The 16,391-nt window shown below is 72.0% G+C and carries 15 protein-coding genes; 11 read left to right on the top strand and 4 right to left on the bottom strand.

Annotated elements, in window-relative coordinates; all coding sequences use genetic code 11:
• Window positions 1-37 precede the first annotated feature (37 nt).
• From K2224_RS05025 to K2224_RS04995, 7 genes are all read left to right on the top strand, one after another.
• Window positions 38-496: an Lrp/AsnC family transcriptional regulator gene (locus K2224_RS05025; protein WP_018538856.1), complete on the top strand. Its 459-nt coding sequence runs from the start codon at window positions 38-40 to the stop codon at window positions 494-496.
• A 191-nt stretch (window positions 497-687) separates the two neighbouring features.
• The gene (gene mqnE / locus K2224_RS05020) at window positions 688-1,851 is read left to right on the top strand and encodes an aminofutalosine synthase MqnE (RefSeq protein ID WP_221909439.1); all 1,164 of its coding nucleotides are present in this window, start codon (window positions 688-690) and stop codon (window positions 1,849-1,851) included.
• 40 nt (window positions 1,852-1,891) lie between these two features.
• Window positions 1,892-2,416: a GNAT family N-acetyltransferase gene (locus K2224_RS05015; protein ID WP_221905434.1), complete on the top strand. Its 525-nt coding sequence runs from the start codon at window positions 1,892-1,894 to the stop codon at window positions 2,414-2,416.
• 94 nt (window positions 2,417-2,510) lie between these two features.
• Entirely contained in the window at window positions 2,511-2,798 is a 288-nt protein-coding gene (locus K2224_RS05010) for a DUF4229 domain-containing protein (protein ID WP_221905433.1), read from the top strand.
• Between the two features lie 478 nt (window positions 2,799-3,276).
• Window positions 3,277-4,647, top strand: a complete 1,371-nt coding sequence (locus K2224_RS05005) for a dicarboxylate/amino acid:cation symporter (RefSeq protein WP_221905432.1) — start codon at window positions 3,277-3,279, stop codon at window positions 4,645-4,647.
• Window positions 4,648-5,017: 370 nt separating this feature from the next.
• Entirely contained in the window at window positions 5,018-5,695 is a 678-nt protein-coding gene (locus K2224_RS05000) for a TetR/AcrR family transcriptional regulator (protein ID WP_221905431.1), read from the top strand.
• A gap of 386 nt (window positions 5,696-6,081) precedes the next feature.
• Entirely contained in the window at window positions 6,082-7,998 is a 1,917-nt protein-coding gene (locus K2224_RS04995; protein ID WP_221905430.1) for a long-chain fatty acid--CoA ligase, read from the top strand.
• Window positions 7,999-8,133: 135 nt separating this feature from the next.
• Here the strand turns inward: K2224_RS04995 and K2224_RS04990 are convergent, their stop codons facing one another.
• From K2224_RS04990 to K2224_RS04980, 3 genes are all read right to left on the bottom strand, one after another.
• Complete coding sequence (locus tag K2224_RS04990) at window positions 8,134-8,445, bottom strand: hypothetical protein (RefSeq protein WP_221905429.1); 312 nt, start codon at window positions 8,443-8,445, stop codon at window positions 8,134-8,136.
• Between the two features lie 18 nt (window positions 8,446-8,463).
• The gene (locus K2224_RS04985) at window positions 8,464-8,601 is read right to left on the bottom strand and encodes a hypothetical protein (protein WP_157846767.1); all 138 of its coding nucleotides are present in this window, start codon (window positions 8,599-8,601) and stop codon (window positions 8,464-8,466) included.
• Window positions 8,602-9,260: 659 nt separating this feature from the next.
• Window positions 9,261-9,464 carry a cold-shock protein gene (locus K2224_RS04980; RefSeq protein WP_003984261.1) on the bottom strand — a complete coding sequence of 68 codons (204 nt, stop codon included), beginning with the start codon at window positions 9,462-9,464 and terminating at the stop codon, window positions 9,261-9,263.
• A gap of 250 nt (window positions 9,465-9,714) precedes the next feature.
• On the opposite strand from K2224_RS04980, the gene K2224_RS04975 reads away from it, so the two are divergent.
• On the top strand, window positions 9,715-10,623 hold the full coding sequence (locus K2224_RS04975; protein WP_399017706.1) for a menaquinone biosynthetic enzyme MqnA/MqnD family protein: 909 nt from the start codon (window positions 9,715-9,717) through the stop codon (window positions 10,621-10,623).
• Between the two features lie 45 nt (window positions 10,624-10,668).
• Here K2224_RS04975 and K2224_RS04970 read toward each other — a convergent pair whose 3' ends face one another.
• Window positions 10,669-11,682: an esterase family protein gene (locus tag K2224_RS04970; protein ID WP_221905428.1), complete on the bottom strand. Its 1,014-nt coding sequence runs from the start codon at window positions 11,680-11,682 to the stop codon at window positions 10,669-10,671.
• A 309-nt stretch (window positions 11,683-11,991) separates the two neighbouring features.
• Between K2224_RS04970 and K2224_RS04965 the strand changes: the two genes are divergently transcribed.
• From K2224_RS04965 to K2224_RS04955, 3 genes are all read left to right on the top strand, one after another.
• Window positions 11,992-13,911, top strand: a complete 1,920-nt coding sequence (locus tag K2224_RS04965) for a serine/threonine-protein kinase (RefSeq protein WP_221909437.1) — start codon at window positions 11,992-11,994, stop codon at window positions 13,909-13,911.
• Between the two features lie 230 nt (window positions 13,912-14,141).
• Window positions 14,142-15,341, top strand: a complete 1,200-nt coding sequence (mqnC, locus tag K2224_RS04960) for a cyclic dehypoxanthinyl futalosine synthase (protein WP_221905427.1) — start codon at window positions 14,142-14,144, stop codon at window positions 15,339-15,341.
• Between the two features lie 34 nt (window positions 15,342-15,375).
• Window positions 15,376-16,032 (top strand): imidazolonepropionase-like domain-containing protein, encoded by a 657-nt coding sequence (locus K2224_RS04955; protein WP_221905426.1) that lies wholly within the window; start codon window positions 15,376-15,378, stop codon window positions 16,030-16,032.
• Window positions 16,033-16,391 lie beyond the last annotated feature (359 nt).

Below are 16,391 nucleotides of genomic sequence, written 5' to 3'. Positions count from 1 at the left end.
AACGCAGAAACGCGGAAAGATTGGAAGGCTTGAGGGCATGGACGCGGTGGATAGGCAGCTCATCCAGGCACTTCGTGAGAACGGCAGGGCCTCCTATGCGGAGCTCGGCCGCCTCGTCGGCCTCTCCGGTCCCAGCGTCACGGACCGGATCAACCGCCTGGAGGCGGCCGGCGTGATCACCGGCTACCGGGCGACGGTCGACGCCGCCTCGCTCGGGCTCGGCGTCACCGCCCTGGTCGGCATCTCCCTGTCGGACGCCGCCGACCACGAGGACGTCGCCCGCCGGCTCAAGGACCTCGCCGAGATCGAGGACTGCTGGTTCATCGCCGGCGACGACTCGTACATGCTCAAGGTCCGGGTCGGCGACGTGGACGGGCTTGAGCGCACCATCCGGCGACTGTCCGGCACCAAGGGCGTCTCCCGTACGCGGACCACGATCGTGCTCTCCACCAAGTGGGAGAACCGCGTCGGCGAACTCCCCGACGAGGTCGACTGAACCGGGCCCGGACACGGGCGCACACCGAGGGCGGACGGCGGCCCGGGCCCGCTCCCAAGGGGCCTCCGTCCGCCGCGGAACCGGGGGAGTAGGCTCGGCGAAGCCCGTTTTTCGCACGAAACGGCCAGCGTTTCACGTGAAACGGCCGGTGACAGACAGAGATGGTGGGAGGCGACCCGATGGCTGCGTCGATGGATGCCGGCCTCAAGCGCGAGCTGGAGGCGAAGGTCCACGCCGGCGAACGGCTGACCCGCGAGGACGGAATCGCCCTCTACGAGTCCGACGACCTGGCCTGGCTGGGCGGCCTCGCCCACGAGGTCCGCACGCGGAAGAACGGCGACGCCGTCCACTTCAACGTCAACCGCCACCTCAACATGACGAACGTGTGCACCGCGTCCTGCGCGTACTGCTCGTTCCAGCGCAAGCCGGGCGAGAAGGACGCGTACACCATGCGCATCGAGGAGGCCGTCCGCCTCGCCAAGGCGATGGAGAACGACAACCTCACCGAGCTGCACATCGTCAACGGCCTCCACCCGACCCTGCCGTGGCGCTACTACCCGCGCTCGCTGCGGGAGTTGAAGAAGGCGCTGCCGAACGTCTCGCTCAAGGCGTTCACCGCCACCGAGATCCACCACTTCGAGACCATCTCCGGCCTGTCCGCCTCCGAGATCCTCGACGAGCTGATCGACGCCGGCCTGGAGTCGCTGACCGGCGGCGGCGCCGAGATCTTCGACTGGGAGGTCCGGCAGCACATCGTCGACCACCGCACCCACTGGGAAGACTGGTCGCGGATCCACCGCCTCGCCCACGAGAAGGGCCTCAAGACGCCCTGCACCATGCTCTACGGGCACATCGAGGAGCCCCGCCACCGCGTCGACCACGTCCTGCGGCTGCGCGAGCTCCAGGACGAGACCGGCGGCTTCCAGGTCTTCATCCCGCTGCGCTACCAGCACGACTTCGTGGACATGCAGGACGGCAAGGTCCGCAACAAGCTCCAGGCGCGGACCACGATGGCCACCGGCGCCGAGGCCCTGAAGACCTTCGCGGTCTCCCGGCTGCTCTTCGACAACATCCCGCACGTCAAGGTGTTCTGGGTGATGCACGGCGTGCAGACCGCTCAGCTGGCCCTCCAGCACGGCGCCGACGACATGGACGGCTCGGTCGTCGAGTACAAGATCACGCACGACGCCGACAACTACGGCACGCCGAACAAGCTCACCCGCGACGACCTGCTGGAGCTGATCCGCGACGCCGGCTTCCGCCCCGTCGAGCGCAACACCCGCTACGAGAACATCCGCGAGTACCCCGGCCCGGACTCCGAGCGCCGCGAGTCCCCGCAGCCGATGCGGATCTGACGACGACCCCGCCCCCGGGGGCCCCGGTAGGGTCCGCTCCATGAGCGCGCGCTTCGAGCTGGACCCTGCCGTCACCCCGGAAGTCCGCGACGGGATCTGCGCGTTGTGGGTGGACGTCTCCAACGCGGGCGGCGCGGTCGGCTTCGTCCCGCCCGTGACCTCCGAGGACATCCGCCCCGCCCTCGTCCGCCATCTCGCGGCGCTCGCCGAGGGCCGCGAGCGGCTGCTCGTCGGCCGGGACGCCGACGGCCGGATCGTGGCCACCGCGTTCCTCACCCTCAACCGGCACCGTATGTACACCCACTGGCTGTGGGTCTACACGGTCATGGTCCACCCCGCCCTCCAGGGCCGCGGCGTCGGCCGGGAGCTGATGGCCGCGGTCGCCGGTGCCGCCCGCTCCCTCGACGGCATCATCGGCCTCCGCCTCACCTGCCGCGGCGGCACCGGCCTGCACCGCTTCTACGAGAGCTGCGGCTACCACGAGATCGGCCGCGCCCCCCGCGCGATCAAGCTCGCCGACGACGACTTCCGCGACGACATCACCATGTGGCTGGACCTGGCCTGACGCCCCCCGTGCCGGGGGCCCGGAAGATCGCCCAGCCTCCTGTGCTTGACTGGACGGGACCCTTTCGGTTGCCGTTGAGAAGAAGGTCCCGACCGTGAGTAGCCCCAAGTTCGCCTCGCTCCGCTACACCGCCCTTCGCATCGGCCTGTTCGCCGTCTGCTTCGCCGTGGTGTGGGTGCTGGCGTACTTCCGGATCATCCCGCTCGGCGTCGGCGACTCCAACACCGTCTGGATGCTGCTCCTCGCCATCGTCATCTCCGCGCCGCTCAGCTTCGTACTGCTGCGCAAGCAGCGGGACGCGATGTCCGAGCAGATCGTGGCCAAGGTGGACCGCCAGAAGGAGCGCCTGGCCGCCAACCAGCGCATGGAGGACGGGCTCTAGAGACCCCGGCCGGCGCCCCTCCGGGGTCCGCCGCCCGCTTCTGGTCTGCTTCCGCCCGTTCCCAGGGCTGTAAGACGCGTCACGTCGACGCGCCGCCCGCACCCCCACCTCGACCGACGCCCGGTCCGCGGAGTCCCAACTCCCCGGACCGGGCGCCTTTTTGTGCGCCCGCGCCGCTTCCATGGCGGTTCGCCGGCCCTGTCCCCTACCCAAAGATTTTCTTTGGGTTCCTCAAAGTTCAAGTGTTAACGTGCATGTCATGAAGACCGCAGCTGCGCCCTCGACCCCCATGAGCGTCCCGCTCGTGGTGCGCCTGCACGTCGATCTTTGCCGCTGTATGTCCGCGGCCTGTTGCCGCCGCTGACACGTCCCCCAGCGGCCGGAGATCCTGCCTGTACGTACGGACCTCCTGGCGCCCTGTCACGCCGTCCCCGACGCCCCGCGTCCCCACGCCTTCACCGTTCCCGGAGTGTGTCCGTTGTCCACGCCCGCCCAGACCCCCGCGCCCGCGACGGCGCCGAAGTCCCCGAAGTCCTCCCGAATACCCAAGATCCCGTTCTGGGTGCAGATCCTGGCCGGCCTCGTCCTCGGCGTGCTGCTCGGCTGGGTCGCCAAGAGCGGTGACGTCGGCTGGCTCGGCTCCACCCTGGAGCACATCGGCGACCTCTTCGTCCAGCTGCTGAAGCTGGCCGTCGCCCCCCTGGTCTTCTTCGCGATCCTGGTCTCGATCACCAACCTGCGGCAGGTCAACAACGCCGCCCGGCTGGCCACCCGCACCCTGCTGTGGTTCATGGTCACCTCGCTCGTCGCGGTGGCCATCGGCCTGGCCATCGGCCTGCTGAGCAACCCCGGCGCGGGCACCGGCCTGACCCCCAAGGACGGCAAGCTCCCCCAGCACACCGGCTCCTGGATCGACTTCCTCACCGGCATCGTCCCCAAGGACGTCATCACGCCGTTCACCGAGCTCAACGTCCTGCAGATCGTCTTCATCGCGGCCGTCGCCGGCATCGCCGCGCTCCAGCTCGGCGAGAAGGCCGAGCCGGTCCTCAAGATCAGCCGCGCCGCCCTGGAACTGCTCCAGAAGGCCCTGTGGTGGGTCATCCGGCTCGCCCCGATCGGCACCGTCGGCCTCATCGGCAACGCCATCGCCACCTACGGCTGGAACCTCATCGGCAAGTACGCGACCTTCACCGTCGACATCTACATCGGCTGCGCACTGGTCCTCTTCGGCGTCTACCCGCTCCTGCTCTCCACCGTCGCCAAGGTCAACCCGCTCCAGTTCTTCCGCGGCGCCTGGCCCGCCATCCAGCTGGCCTTCGTCTCCCGCTCCTCGGTCGGCACCATGCCGGTCACCCAGAAGGTCACCGAGCGCCTCGGCGTGCCGAAGGAGTACGCCTCCTTCGCGGTGCCGTTCGGCTCGACGACCAAGATGGACGGCTGCGCCTCCATCTACCCGGCGATCGCCGCGATCTTCATCGCCCAGATCTTCGGCGTCCACCTGAGCGTCGCCGACTACGTCCTGATCGCCTTCGTCTCGGTCATCGGCTCCGCCGCCACCGCCGGCCTCACCGGCGCCACGGTCATGCTGACCCTGACCCTCTCGACGCTGGGCCTCCCGCTGGAGGGCGTCGGCCTGCTGATGGCCATCGACCCGATCCTCGACATGATGCGCACCGCCACCAACGTCGCCGGCCAGGCGGTCATCCCGATCCTGGTCTCGGCCCGCGAGAAGATCCTGGACCGCGACGCCTACGCCCGCGCCACCAGCATCCGCATCGGCGAGACGGAGACCACCGCCGACGCCGTGCAGCCCGCCGCCGACCGCGAGCCGGCCCCGGCCGCGGCCTGACGCCACCACCGGGGCCCGCCCCCGCAGCGCACCGCGGCGCCCCGCGGCCCGTACGAGGCCGCGGGGGCGCCGCGCTGTGCGCCCGGCCCCCGCATGCCGGCGCGGCTCAGCCGGCGGCAGCGCATGCCCCGGCCCCGGGATCTCGACCGGCGCGGGCACCTCGTTGCGCGCCGGCTCCGCGGTGCGCAGTATCCCGCCGTCGTCGGCACGCCCGTGGGCGGTGCCCACCATCCAGGCGCAACGAACCGCATCCGCGTCGTCCCGTCATGTGCGCGCATCACGTCAAGCGGCCGGCCCGGGAGGCCGAAGATCGTAAACTTCCTTTGCGGTAACCGCCGCAAAGGGGTGGGGCGCTGGAGGGGGCTTCAGGGTGGGTGCTGCCAAGAGCAAACGGGTGCCGCGGGCGGTCCGGGAGCAGCAGATGATGGACGCCGCGGTGCGGACCTTCGCACGGCGCGGATACCGGGCGGCCTCCATGGACGAGATCGCCGAACTGGCCGGCGTCTCCAAGCCGCTGGTCTACCTCTACCTCAACTCCAAGGAGGACCTCTTCAGCGCGGTCATCCGGCGGGAGTCCGCGGCCCTGGTGGCGGCCGTCACCGCGGCCGTGGAGAAGGGCGCCCCCGCCGACCGCCAACTCTGGAGCGGCCTGACCGGCTTCTTCGCGCACACCTCCGAACACCCCGACGCCTGGGCGGTGTTGCACCAGCAGGCGCGGTCCCAGGGGGAGTCGTTCGCGTCCGAAGTGGCGGCGATGCGGGCGGAGATCGTCGGTTTCGTCACCGCCCTGATCGCCGCCGCCGCGAAGGAGGCGGGCTGCGCCGGCGAACTGGCCGACCGGGAGGTCGCGGGCCTGGCGCACGCCCTCGTAGGCGCCGCCGAATCACTCGCCGACTGGGCCAACGTCAGCGAAACCGACGGCACTTCGCCCCCCGGACCCGCCGGCGACGGCGAGCAGACGCCGGCCGGGGAAGCCGCCGCCACCCTGATGAACTTCGCCTGGTCCGGGCTGGGCCACCGCATGCGCGGCGAACGCTGGACCCCCTAGGGCCCGTCAAAATTCCCCGCCCACCGACGAATGCCGTGCAGGACCATTGGCTGCTCCCGCACCGGCGCGTACATTTACCGCGCAGTAAGGTTACCGTCGGGTCAGCGCCGAAAGGGGCCGGCACCTTGCCGCATCCACCGTGCCCCGCCGCCGAGACGGCGGGGAAGCCGCGTGCCGACCCCACCACCAGCCGCAGGCGAGGCCAGCCCAGCCACCACGGCACAGGCACCCGACAACACGGGGCGCCCACCAACACCCCCCCCCGCCGCCACGGTGAGCAACCCCCACCTACCGGGCCCGGCGGAACAAAGAACCCACCGCAACCACAAGGTGGGAAGCCCGCAAAAACCCAACCACCACGCGCGCCCGACACCAAGGAGCCGCTCGTGCCCAACCAGCCCAGCGCACCCCCACCCACCCCCGCCCCCCAACTCACCGAACCCCTCAGGACGTTGACCGACGGCACCGTCCGCGAGGTCTCCCTCCCCCCGCTCGCCCCACCCGTCCGCACCGGCTCCCTGGGCGACATCCCCTTCACCAACGCCGCCGAGGCCCCGCACGAGACCGTTCTCTCCCGCAAGCGCCCCGACGGCACCTGGCGCGACCTCACCGCCGCCGAGTTCGCCGCCGAGGTCCGCGCCGTCGCCAAGGGCCTGATCGCACACGGCCTCCGCCCGGGCGACCGGCTCGCCATCATGGCCCGTACGACCTACGAGTGGACCCTCCTCGACTTCGCCGCCTGGGCCGCCGGCCTGGTCACCGTCCCCCTCTACCCGACCTCCTCCGCCCACCAGGCGCAGTGGATCCTGCACGACTCGACGACCCGCGCCTGCGCCGTCGAGGGTGTCGACGAGGCCCGCCTGATCAGCCAGATCCGCGGCGCGCTGCCCGCCCTCGACCACCTCTGGCAGTTCAGCACCGGCGCCGTCGCCCAACTCGTCGACGCCGGCCGGGACCTCCCCGACGAGATCGTCGACGAACGCCGCGCCACCCTCACCCCGCACGTCCTGGCCACCCTCGTCTACACCTCCGGCACCACCGGCGACCCCAAGGGCTGCGCCCTCACACACGCCAACTTCTTCGCCGAGATCGACAACGCCATCGCCCTCCTCCACCCCGTCTTCACCTCGGTAACCGAGGAGCCCGCCGCCACCCTCCTCTTCCTGCCCCTCTCGCACGTCTTCGGCCGCATGGTCGCCATCGGCTGCCTGCGCGCCCGGGTCCGCCTCGGCCACGCCCCCGGCATCGGGACCGACGACCTCCTCGCCGACCTCGCCGCCTTCCGGCCCACCTTCCTCCTCGCCATCCCCTACGTCCTGGAGAAGGTCTTCAACACCGCCCGCGCCACCGCCGAGAAGATGGGCCGGGCCGCCTCCTTCGACCGCGCCGTCCGCATCGCCCGCTCCTACGGGGAGGCCGTCGAGGCCCGCGAACACGGGACGGGCCCCGGCCCCGGCGTCGCCCTCAAGGCCGCCCGCAAGCTCTACGACCCGCTCGTCTACCGCCGGATCCGCGCCGCCCTCGGCGGCCGCGTCCGCTACGCGATCTGCGGCGGCTCCCCGCTCGGCCACCGCCTGGCCGCCTTCTACTCCGGCGCCGGCATCGAGATCTTCGAGGGCTACGGCCTGACCGAGACCACCGCCGCGTCCACCGTCACCCCGCCCCTGCGCCCCCGCATCGGCACGGTCGGCTGGCCGCTCCCCGGCAGCGCCGTCCGGATCGCCGACGACGGCGAGATCCTGCTCCGCGGCCCGCACGTCTTCTCCGGCTACTGGGACGCCGCCGCCGGCACCGTCCGCCCCGCCGCCGGTCCGGACGGCTGGCTGGCCACCGGCGACCTCGGCGCCCTCGACGCCGACGGCTACCTCACCATCACCGGCCGCAAGAAGGAGATCATCGTGACCAGCGGCGGCAAGAACGTCGCCCCCGCGCCCCTGGAGGACCGCCTCCGCGCCCACCCCCTCATAGGCCAGTGCATGGTCGTCGGCGACAACCGCCCCTACGTCACCGCCCTGCTCACCCTGGAACCCGACGGCCTCGCCCACTGGCGCCAGATGACCAAGAAGGGCGACGTCCCGCTCACCGCGCTCGTCCACGACGAGCGCCTGCTCGCCGACCTCCAGCACGCCGTCGACGACGCCAACAAGCTGGTCTCCCGCGCCGAGTCCATCCGCCGCTTCGCCGTCCTGCCCGCCGAGTTCACCGAGCAGAGCGGCCACCTCACGCCGTCCCTCAAACTCCGCCGGGCCGCCGTCGCCCGCGACTTCGCCCAGGAGATCGCGCGGCTTTACGAAAGGCAGTGAATCCGGCTCTGGAGCCGGGGCCCTCCGCACGCCAAACTGGAACCCCCGTGTCACCTCTGTGGGGGAGGTGGCACGGGGCCTTCCTGCCCTGCCCCGCCGCCTCGCGGGCGCCCGGGGCGGGGCCGCCGCCCGGGATCACCGGGGCGGCAGCGCCACCGCCGTCTGCATATGGCAGGAGTTGCACCAGAACGCCCACCCGTTGGCGTCCACGGACCGCGAACCGCACGCCAGACACGGATCGCCGACGAAGCTCGCCGCCACCCACGCCCCGGCCGTCGCGGCCCGCCGCCCCGCCGCCGCCCGCTCCTCCGCATAACAGGGAATGCACACGCCGCCCTCCCGGCCCGGCAGCTTCATCGGCCGCAACCCGCAGACGGCACACGGGAGTCTGCCGACGTACTGCGCGTCCAGGCCCACCGGCTTGCCGCTTGCGCTGAAGGCCGCCATGGTCTGCGTCCGCCTCCTCTATGCCAGGACGGTTCCGGTGCCGGCGCAGCCGGAGCACTGCGTGGTGACCTTGTGGCCGCCGGGGGTCTCCCACTCGACGGTCCCCGCGCCGCCGCAGTCCGGACAGGGCTTCTGCGGAGGCATGCTCTCGCTCATTGTGCCCACGGTAGAACCTGTCATGTGGCCATGCGACCACTTTCCGTGATCAGGCCCGGGACTTCGTCCGCATCGTGCAGAGCCTTCCGGCTTTGCGTCCTGGTCCGGTTTTTCCGGCCGCGTCCGAATTCGCCGGGCGGATGCCGGTTCCGGGGCCCGGCGGGCCGTGCGGCGCGGGGAGTCCGCAGGCCAGCGCGGTGCCAAGGCCCCGCCCGGCGCCCGCGGGAGTGGGCCCGCCGTGAATTGGCCGGGATTTTCCGGGCCGGCGAATCGCGCCAATGCCCGGGAATCCTTCTTCCCTCTTCCTGGTCTTCCCGCGGATCTCCGCGGATTTCCGGGGCATCGCCGGTACGGGAATTACCCGCGCCGTTCCCGGCGCCGGCCGTTCGTCCGGAGCCCCGGGCGGCCGCCCTGGCCGGAAGGGGGCGGCGCCGGGTGGCGGGCGACCCGGCGCCGTGCGCCGCCCAACGGCCGGGAACCGAAGGGGTATTCACCTGGTATTCATTTTCCCGGGCCGCGGGCCGGCGGAAATGCGGCCGAGCCGCCGGCTGTACGAAAGGCTGTACAAAAAGGCAGGAGCCCCGCTCTCCGCCCGAAGGCGGAGGGGGGCTCCTTGGGTGCTACGGGTCGATCAGATGAGAAAGACCGGAGCGGGTGACTCAGACAGGGGTGACGTTCTCCGCCTGCGGGCCCTTCGGGCCCTGCGTGACGTCGAAGTTAACCTGCTGGTTCTCCTCGAGCGAGCGGAAACCGCTGGCGTTGATCGCGGAGTAGTGGACGAAGACATCCGGGCCGCCGCCGTCCTGGGCGATGAAGCCGAAGCCCTTTTCAGCGTTGAACCACTTGACGGTTCCGGTAGCCATGAGCCCTCCTTGGGCCAAAGGGTCGCCCTGCTCCAGAACCTGCAAAGAAGTCTGAAAACTACAAAAGCCTGCGGGTCACATGCTCCGCAGGCTCTGTACTGCAAGGGAAACCAAACTGCAACTTGGCTTGAGCCTAGCATGGTGTGCTCCGAAGGTGGAAGAGCTAAAGATCACGTTTGGCGGGCAGCGGGAAAGTCCCCGGCGGGCCCCCGGCGTACGACGTCGGAAGCGGCGGGTCTAGCCTCCGCATGTGGACAATTCAACCTTTGGAGACGCACCCGCGGCAGCCGACGCAGACCACCGTCGCCGCCGGCCGCGAGTGGGCCACATCCAGTTCCTGAACTGCCTGCCCCTTTACTGGGGCCTGGCCCGTACGGGCACCCTGCTCGATCTGGACCTCACCAAGGACACCCCCGAGAAGCTCAGCGAGCGGCTGGTGCGCGGGGAGCTCGACATCGCGCCGATCACCCTCGTCGAGTTCCTGCGGGCCGCCGACGACCTCGTCGCCTTCCCCGACCTCGCGGTCGGCTGCGACGGGCCCGTCATGTCCTGCGTGATCGTCTCGCAGAAGCCGCTGGAGCAGCTGGACGGCGCCCGCGTCGCCCTCGGCTCGACCTCGCGGACCTCCGTCCGCCTGGCGCAGCTGCTGCTCGCCGAGAAGATCGGGGTACGGCCCGACTACTTCGCCTGCCCGCCCGACCTCGGGCTGATGATGCAGGAGGCCGACGCGGCCGTCCTGATCGGCGACGCCGCGCTCCGCGCCAACCTGCACGACGCGCCCAAGCTCGGCCTGGACGTCCACGACCTCGGCCGGATGTGGAAGGACTGGACGGGACTCCCGTTCGTCTTCGCGGTCTGGGCGGCCCGCCGCGACTACCTGGAGCGCGAGCCGGAGGTCGTGCAGCAGGTGCACGAGGCGTTCCTGGCCTCCCGCGACCTGTCGCTGGAGGAGGTCGGCAAGGTCGCCGAGCAGGCCGCCCGCTGGGAGCACTTCGACCAGGAACTCCTGGAGCGGTACTTCACCACGCTGGACTTCCGCTTCGGGCCGGACCAGCTGCGCGGCGTCACCGAGTTCGCCCGGCGGGTGGGCCCCACCACCGGCTTCCCGGCCGACGTACGGGTCGCACTGCTGGCGGCGGGCGCCGACGCCCGGCCCTAGCGCCGCCGCACGGACGGCGGCCGGGCCCCCGGGCCGCTACGGGCCTTACGGCGCCGGCGTCGGGCCGCGGAGGACCTTGCTGAGGGCCTCCAGGCTCACGTCCCGCATCCCGCGGAGATAGCTGCGGGCGTTGTGGCCGCCGTCCTCGATGACATGCAGCCGGGCATGCACCGGCCCCTTGGCGTACCGCTGGACGAAGCGCTCCAGGTTGGCCCGGCCGCCCTCCCGCGTCCCGATCTGGAACTGCACGTAGACGTCGGGGGAACCAGGGGTGGCGGCCAGGCGCTGCGCCAGCCGCTCCGGGTCGTTGGCCCGCATCTCCGCCCGGTGGCCGCGCCACAGCGGCGAGTCCGGGCGGGTGTCCGGACCGCTGGCGATCACCGCCTTGAACCGGTCCGGGTGCTTCAGGACCTGCTTCAGGGCCACGAAACCACCGGACGAGGACCCCATGAACGCCCAGCCGTCGCGACTGGTGAACGTCCGGAAGTTGGCCTTGACCAGATCCGGGACGTCGTCGGACATCCAGGTGCCCATCCTGGGCTGTCCGGGGATGTCGCTGCCGTCGTAGTAGCGCTTACCGGCGTTCAGGACCGGCATCACGACGATGAACGGCCGGCTGCGGCCCAGCGCCACCAGGTCGGTGACGGTCCGCTGGAGCTTGTGGCCGGTGGCCGCCCAGTAGTTGGACGGGTAGCCGTAGCTGCCCGGCAGGGCGATCAGGACCGGGAAGGCGCTGTTCCGGTAGCGCTCCTCGTAGTACTCCTTCGGCGCCCAGATCCACACCTTGCCCGTGAAGCCGGACTTCCTGCCGTGCAGGGTGGTGACACCGATCTTCGTGCCGTCGTCGAGCGTGGCCGCCGTACGGAACGCGGCCTGCGGGCCGGTCGGCATCCGGACCGCGGGATCGGCCGCGGACGCGTGCGCCGGGTCCGCGGCACCGTCCGGCAGCGCCCGGCTGAACGACATCGGTTCCCCGACGTCGTTCAGCACGTCCAGGTACTTGACGGCCGGATAGGCGCAGAGGCCGGCCAAGGCCACCAGGCCGGTGAGGAAGGACATCCGCCACCGGGGACGGCCGGCCGGCCCGTGCTCCCGTGTGCGCCGGGCGGAACGGCCGCGTCCCAGGAGGCGGGCGCGGCTTCGCAGACCGCGGCGGCCGCCCCGGGCCTCCTGGCACGGGTCGTACGGGCGGTCCCCGGGGGCGTGAGGCACGGGCGTTCTCCCGATGGACGGGCCCTGGGCCGGTGGCCATGGGGGCGGATGGTGGGCTTACGCCCTGTTTGATGAGGAAAGCGGGGCCCCGGGTTTCGGGAACACGGCATGACCTGGGTCATAAGCTGGGGCCGCCGTCAGGAGGGGGAGGGCGCCATGGAACCGCTGACCGACGAGGACCCGCGGACCCTGGGCGGGTACCGGCTGCTCGGCCGCCTGGGAGCGGGCGGCATGGGCCGCGTCTACCTGGGGCGCAGCGCCGGCGGGCGGACCGTGGCGGTCAAGGCGGTACACGCCCAGTACGCCGCCGACGACCAGTTCCGGGCCCGTTTCCGCCGCGAGGTCGCCTCGGCACGACGGGTCGGCGGCGCCTGGACCGCCCCCGTCCTGGACGCCGACCCCGACGCTCCCGTCCCCTGGGTCGCCACCGGCTACGTCGCCGGCCCCGCCCTCTCCCGCGCGATCACCGACCACGGCCCGCTCGCCGACCACTCCGTGCGGGCCCTGGGCGCCGGACTGGCCGAGGCGCTCCTCGCGGTGCACGCGCTGGGCCTCGTCCACCGGGACGTCAAACCCTCCAACGTGCTGCTGACACTGGACGGGCCACTGCTGATCGACTTCGGGATCGCGCGGGCCACCGACGGCACCGCCTCGCTGACCTCCACCGGGGTCTCGGTCGGCTCGCCCGGCTACATGGCGCCCGAGCAGATCCTCGGCAAGGGGGCGGAGGCGGCCGCCGACGTCTTCTCCCTGGGCGCGGTCCTGGCGTTCGCGGCAACGGGCGCCGCGCCCTTCACCGGGGACTCCTCCGCCGCGCTGCTCTACAAGGTGGTGCACGAGGAACCCGAACTGGGCCCGGAACTCACCGGCGAACTACGGGAGTTGGCGGCCGCCTGCCTGGCCAAGGACCCGGCGCGGCGGCCCGCCCCGGAGGAGGTCGCGGCGCGGCTCGCCGGGGACGGCGGCGGCGCGGCCGGCCTGGTCCGCGCCGGCTGGCTGCCGGGCCCCCTCGTCGAACAGGTCAGCCGCCAGGCGGTGGCGCTGCTGAACCTGGACGCGGAGGGGGACGGTGGCGGGGGCGTCGCCGGCCCTGGTGGCGGGGGCGTGGGCGGGGTGGCACCGGGGACCGGGACCGGTGGGGCGTTCGGGGCGCCGGAGCCGTCGTACGCGGCAGGGTCCGGGCTGATCCCGTTCGACACGCCGGCGCAGAGCGTGGGGCCCGCTACGGAGACGGGGCCGGGCGCGGGCGGGGGCGCTGCCGGTACGGACGTGGGCACCGGGGCGGGCGCGGTGGCCGGCGCGGGCGCGGCCGCCCCGGCCACCTGGCCGGTGGCCGGTGCTCCGCACCCCGGGCCCGGGGCCAGGTCCGGGGCCAGATCCGGGGCCGCGTCCGCCTCCGGCCTCGCCGACCTGCCGACCGACGCGGCCGCGGCCCCGGGGACCCCGTCCGCTGCGGGGACAGCCCCGCCCGGAGCGCCTCCCCCGGCCGACGGTCACGCCCCCAAGGAACGGCGCATCGCCCTCTCCGGCGTGCTCGGCGGCAAGGAGCGCCCCCGGAGGATGAGCTGCACGCTGGTGCTCTCCGTCGCGGGCGCGCTGGCGGTGGCCACCACCACCGCGGTGTTCTTCGCCGCCCTCAACGGGCCGGAGGGCGGCGGCAGCACCGCCAAGCCGCCGTCCGGGCACACCCCGCCCGCCGGATCGACCGACCCGGCCGCCGGCAACCACGTCCCGAAGGGCTTCCTCGGCACCTGGAACGGCACCGTCACGATGGCCAACGGGATCCCCAACGGCACCATGACCAGCGTCATCAAGGCCGGCGACAAGGGCGACGTCGTGGTGCGGACCACCTACGACGTGGTGCTGCTGCGCTGCCAGGCCAAGGCGAAGCTGCTGTCGGTCACCGGCGACGCCCTCGTCCTCCAGGAGACCCCCGACGGCAAACAGGGGCCGGCCTGCACCGGCAACACCTCCACGGTGACCTACACCCTCGGCAAGGACGGCACGCTCACCTTCGCCTCGGACGACAAACGGGGCGGCACCCCGAAGGCGACCCTGACGAGAAGCGGCGGCTGAGGCCGGGCCGCGAGGGCCCGCGGACCGGAGCGACGGGACCGGCGGTCCGGAGCAGAGGCCGACGGACGAGCCGATGGGTCGGTGGGCCGGTGGACGGACAGGGCGGACGGACCGGCCGTTCGCCCACCGACCGGCCCCCACCGACGCTGTCGGACCCCTGGCGTAGGCTGGTTGAGTCCTTGAGTGCTCCGTGCGCTTGCTGTTTGTCCGCCTCCGAAAGGGACGCCCCGGTGACCGAGAACGCCGACCTCCAGTCCGTACTCGACCGCGCCGCGCAGGGCGGCCGCATCACGCCGGAGGAGGCGCTCGACCTCTACCGTTCCGCGCCGCTGCACGCGCTGGGCCAGGCCGCCGACGCCGTCCGCCGCCGACGCTACGCCGGCACCGAGCACATCGCGACGTACATCATCGAGCGCAACATCAACTACACCAACGTCTGCGTGACGGCCTGCAAGTTCTGCGCCTTCTACGCCGCACCCAAGGACACCGCGAAGGGCTGGACCCGCGACCTCGACGACATCCTGCGGCGCTGCGCGGAGACCGTCGAGCTGGGCGGCACCCAGATCATGTTCCAGGGCGGCCACCACCCGGACTACGGCGTCGAGTACTACGAGAAGCACTTCTCGGCCATCAAGAAGGAATTCCCCCAGCTGGTCATCCACTCCCTCGGCGCGTCCGAGATCGAGCACATGGCCCGGATCTCCAAGGTGTCCGTCGAGGAGGCGATCTCGCGCATCCACGCCGCCGGCCTGGACTCCTTCGCCGGCGCCGGCGCCGAGCTGCTCCCCGCCCGGCCCCGCAAGGCCATCGCGCCGCTGAAGGAGTCCGGCGAGCGCTGGCTGGAAATCATGGAGGCCGCGCACAAGCTGGGCGTGGAGTCGACGTCCACGATGCTGATGGGCACCGGCGAGACCAACGCCGAGCGCATCGAGCACCTGCGCATGATCCGCGACGTCCAGGACCGTACGGGCGGCTTCCGCGCCTTCATCCCGTACACCTACCAGCCGGAGAACAACCACCTGAAGGGCCGCACGCAGGCCACCATCTTCGAGTACCTGCGCATGATCGCCGTCGCGCGCATCTTCCTCGACAACGTCGCCCACATCCAGGGCTCCTGGCTGACCACCGGCAAGGAGATCGGCCAGCTGTCGCTGCACTACGGCGCCGACGACCTCGGCTCGATCATGCTGGAGGAGAACGTCGTCTCCTCCGCCGGCGCCAAGCACCGCTCCAACCGCCTGGAGATCATCGACCTCATCCGCAAGGCGGGCCGGGTCCCGGCGCAGCGCGCCACGACGTACGAGCACCTGGTCGTGCACGACGACCCGGCCGACGACCCGGTCGACGACCGCGTCGTCTCGCACCTCTCCTCGACGGCCATCGAGGGCGGCACCGCCCACCCCGAGCTGACCTTCGTCGAGGCCAACTGACCGCCGGCGAGGCCAACTGACCACCGGCACACGGATGCTGACGCTCCATCGGGTCCGGGCCGTCCGGCTCACCCGCACCGAGGACGCCGAGCTGCTCCCCGGCTATGCGGTCCTCGTCGACGGCGACCGCGTGGCCGCCATCGGCCCCTACGAGCAACTCCTGGCGACCTACGGCACCGGCGTCCATGGGGCGGGCGCCTCGCCTGCCGGTGCGGAACGGCCGGGGGCGCGGCCGGGCGTCCCGGGCGGCGTCCGCGTCCGGGAGTGGGACGGGGTCCTGACGCCCGGCCGCCACGAACCGAACGGCGCGGCACTGCTGGAGGCCGCCTACCACCCCGACCCGCGCGAGGCCGCCGAGCTGGGCACGGAGCCGCTGACCGGCGCGGCGCTGGCCGCCCTGCCGATGACCGAGACCCGCTGGGGCGCCAGCGCCCGTCGCGGCCTCCAACGCCTCCTGGCCGTCGGCACCACCACCCTGGCGGGCACGTTCACCCACCCCGCGGTCCGCACCGCCGTCCAGCGCTCCGGCCTCCGCCGGACCAACGCCCCGGAAGGCGAAGGCGCCGAGCCGCCCCCGTCCACCTCCCCGGCCCTCGCGCCCGGCGCCCCGGCCGACTTCGCCGTCTTCGCCCCGGACGGCACCTGCCTGGTCACCGTCCTCTCCGGCCGCCTCGTCCACCGCCGCCGCTGACCCCCTGACAGCATCCCTCCTTCCCACTGACAGCATCCCTCCTTCCCAACTACACTCCGTAACGAAGTCGGAATTTCTCACGCTCCGTAATCGTTGCCGTAAAAGAAGGAAGGAGGCGGGCGGGCTCAAGGCGGACAAGGCGACACCTGCGCCCTCTCGTTAAGGACTCGTCAAGGCCCCTCGGCTGCACGTCAGGGCAGTGTCAACGGAACCGGAAGCACGGATTCAGCCCGGCAGGATCTTGGTTGCGGGGATGGCCGTCGCCCGGCCGCTCACGATGCGTTACGCACCGCCCAACCGCCGGAATGTCAGAGGGGGGCATGACGGCCGTCCCCGACCAAAGCCTCGCCGCGCGGCGA

It is taken from the genome of Streptomyces sp. BHT-5-2, from assembly GCF_019774615.1.
Taxonomy (GTDB): Bacteria; Actinomycetota; Actinomycetes; order Streptomycetales; family Streptomycetaceae; genus Streptomyces.
The sequence above is the reverse complement of the archived record's forward strand: the minus strand, read 5'-3'. Positions and strand labels throughout refer to the sequence as shown.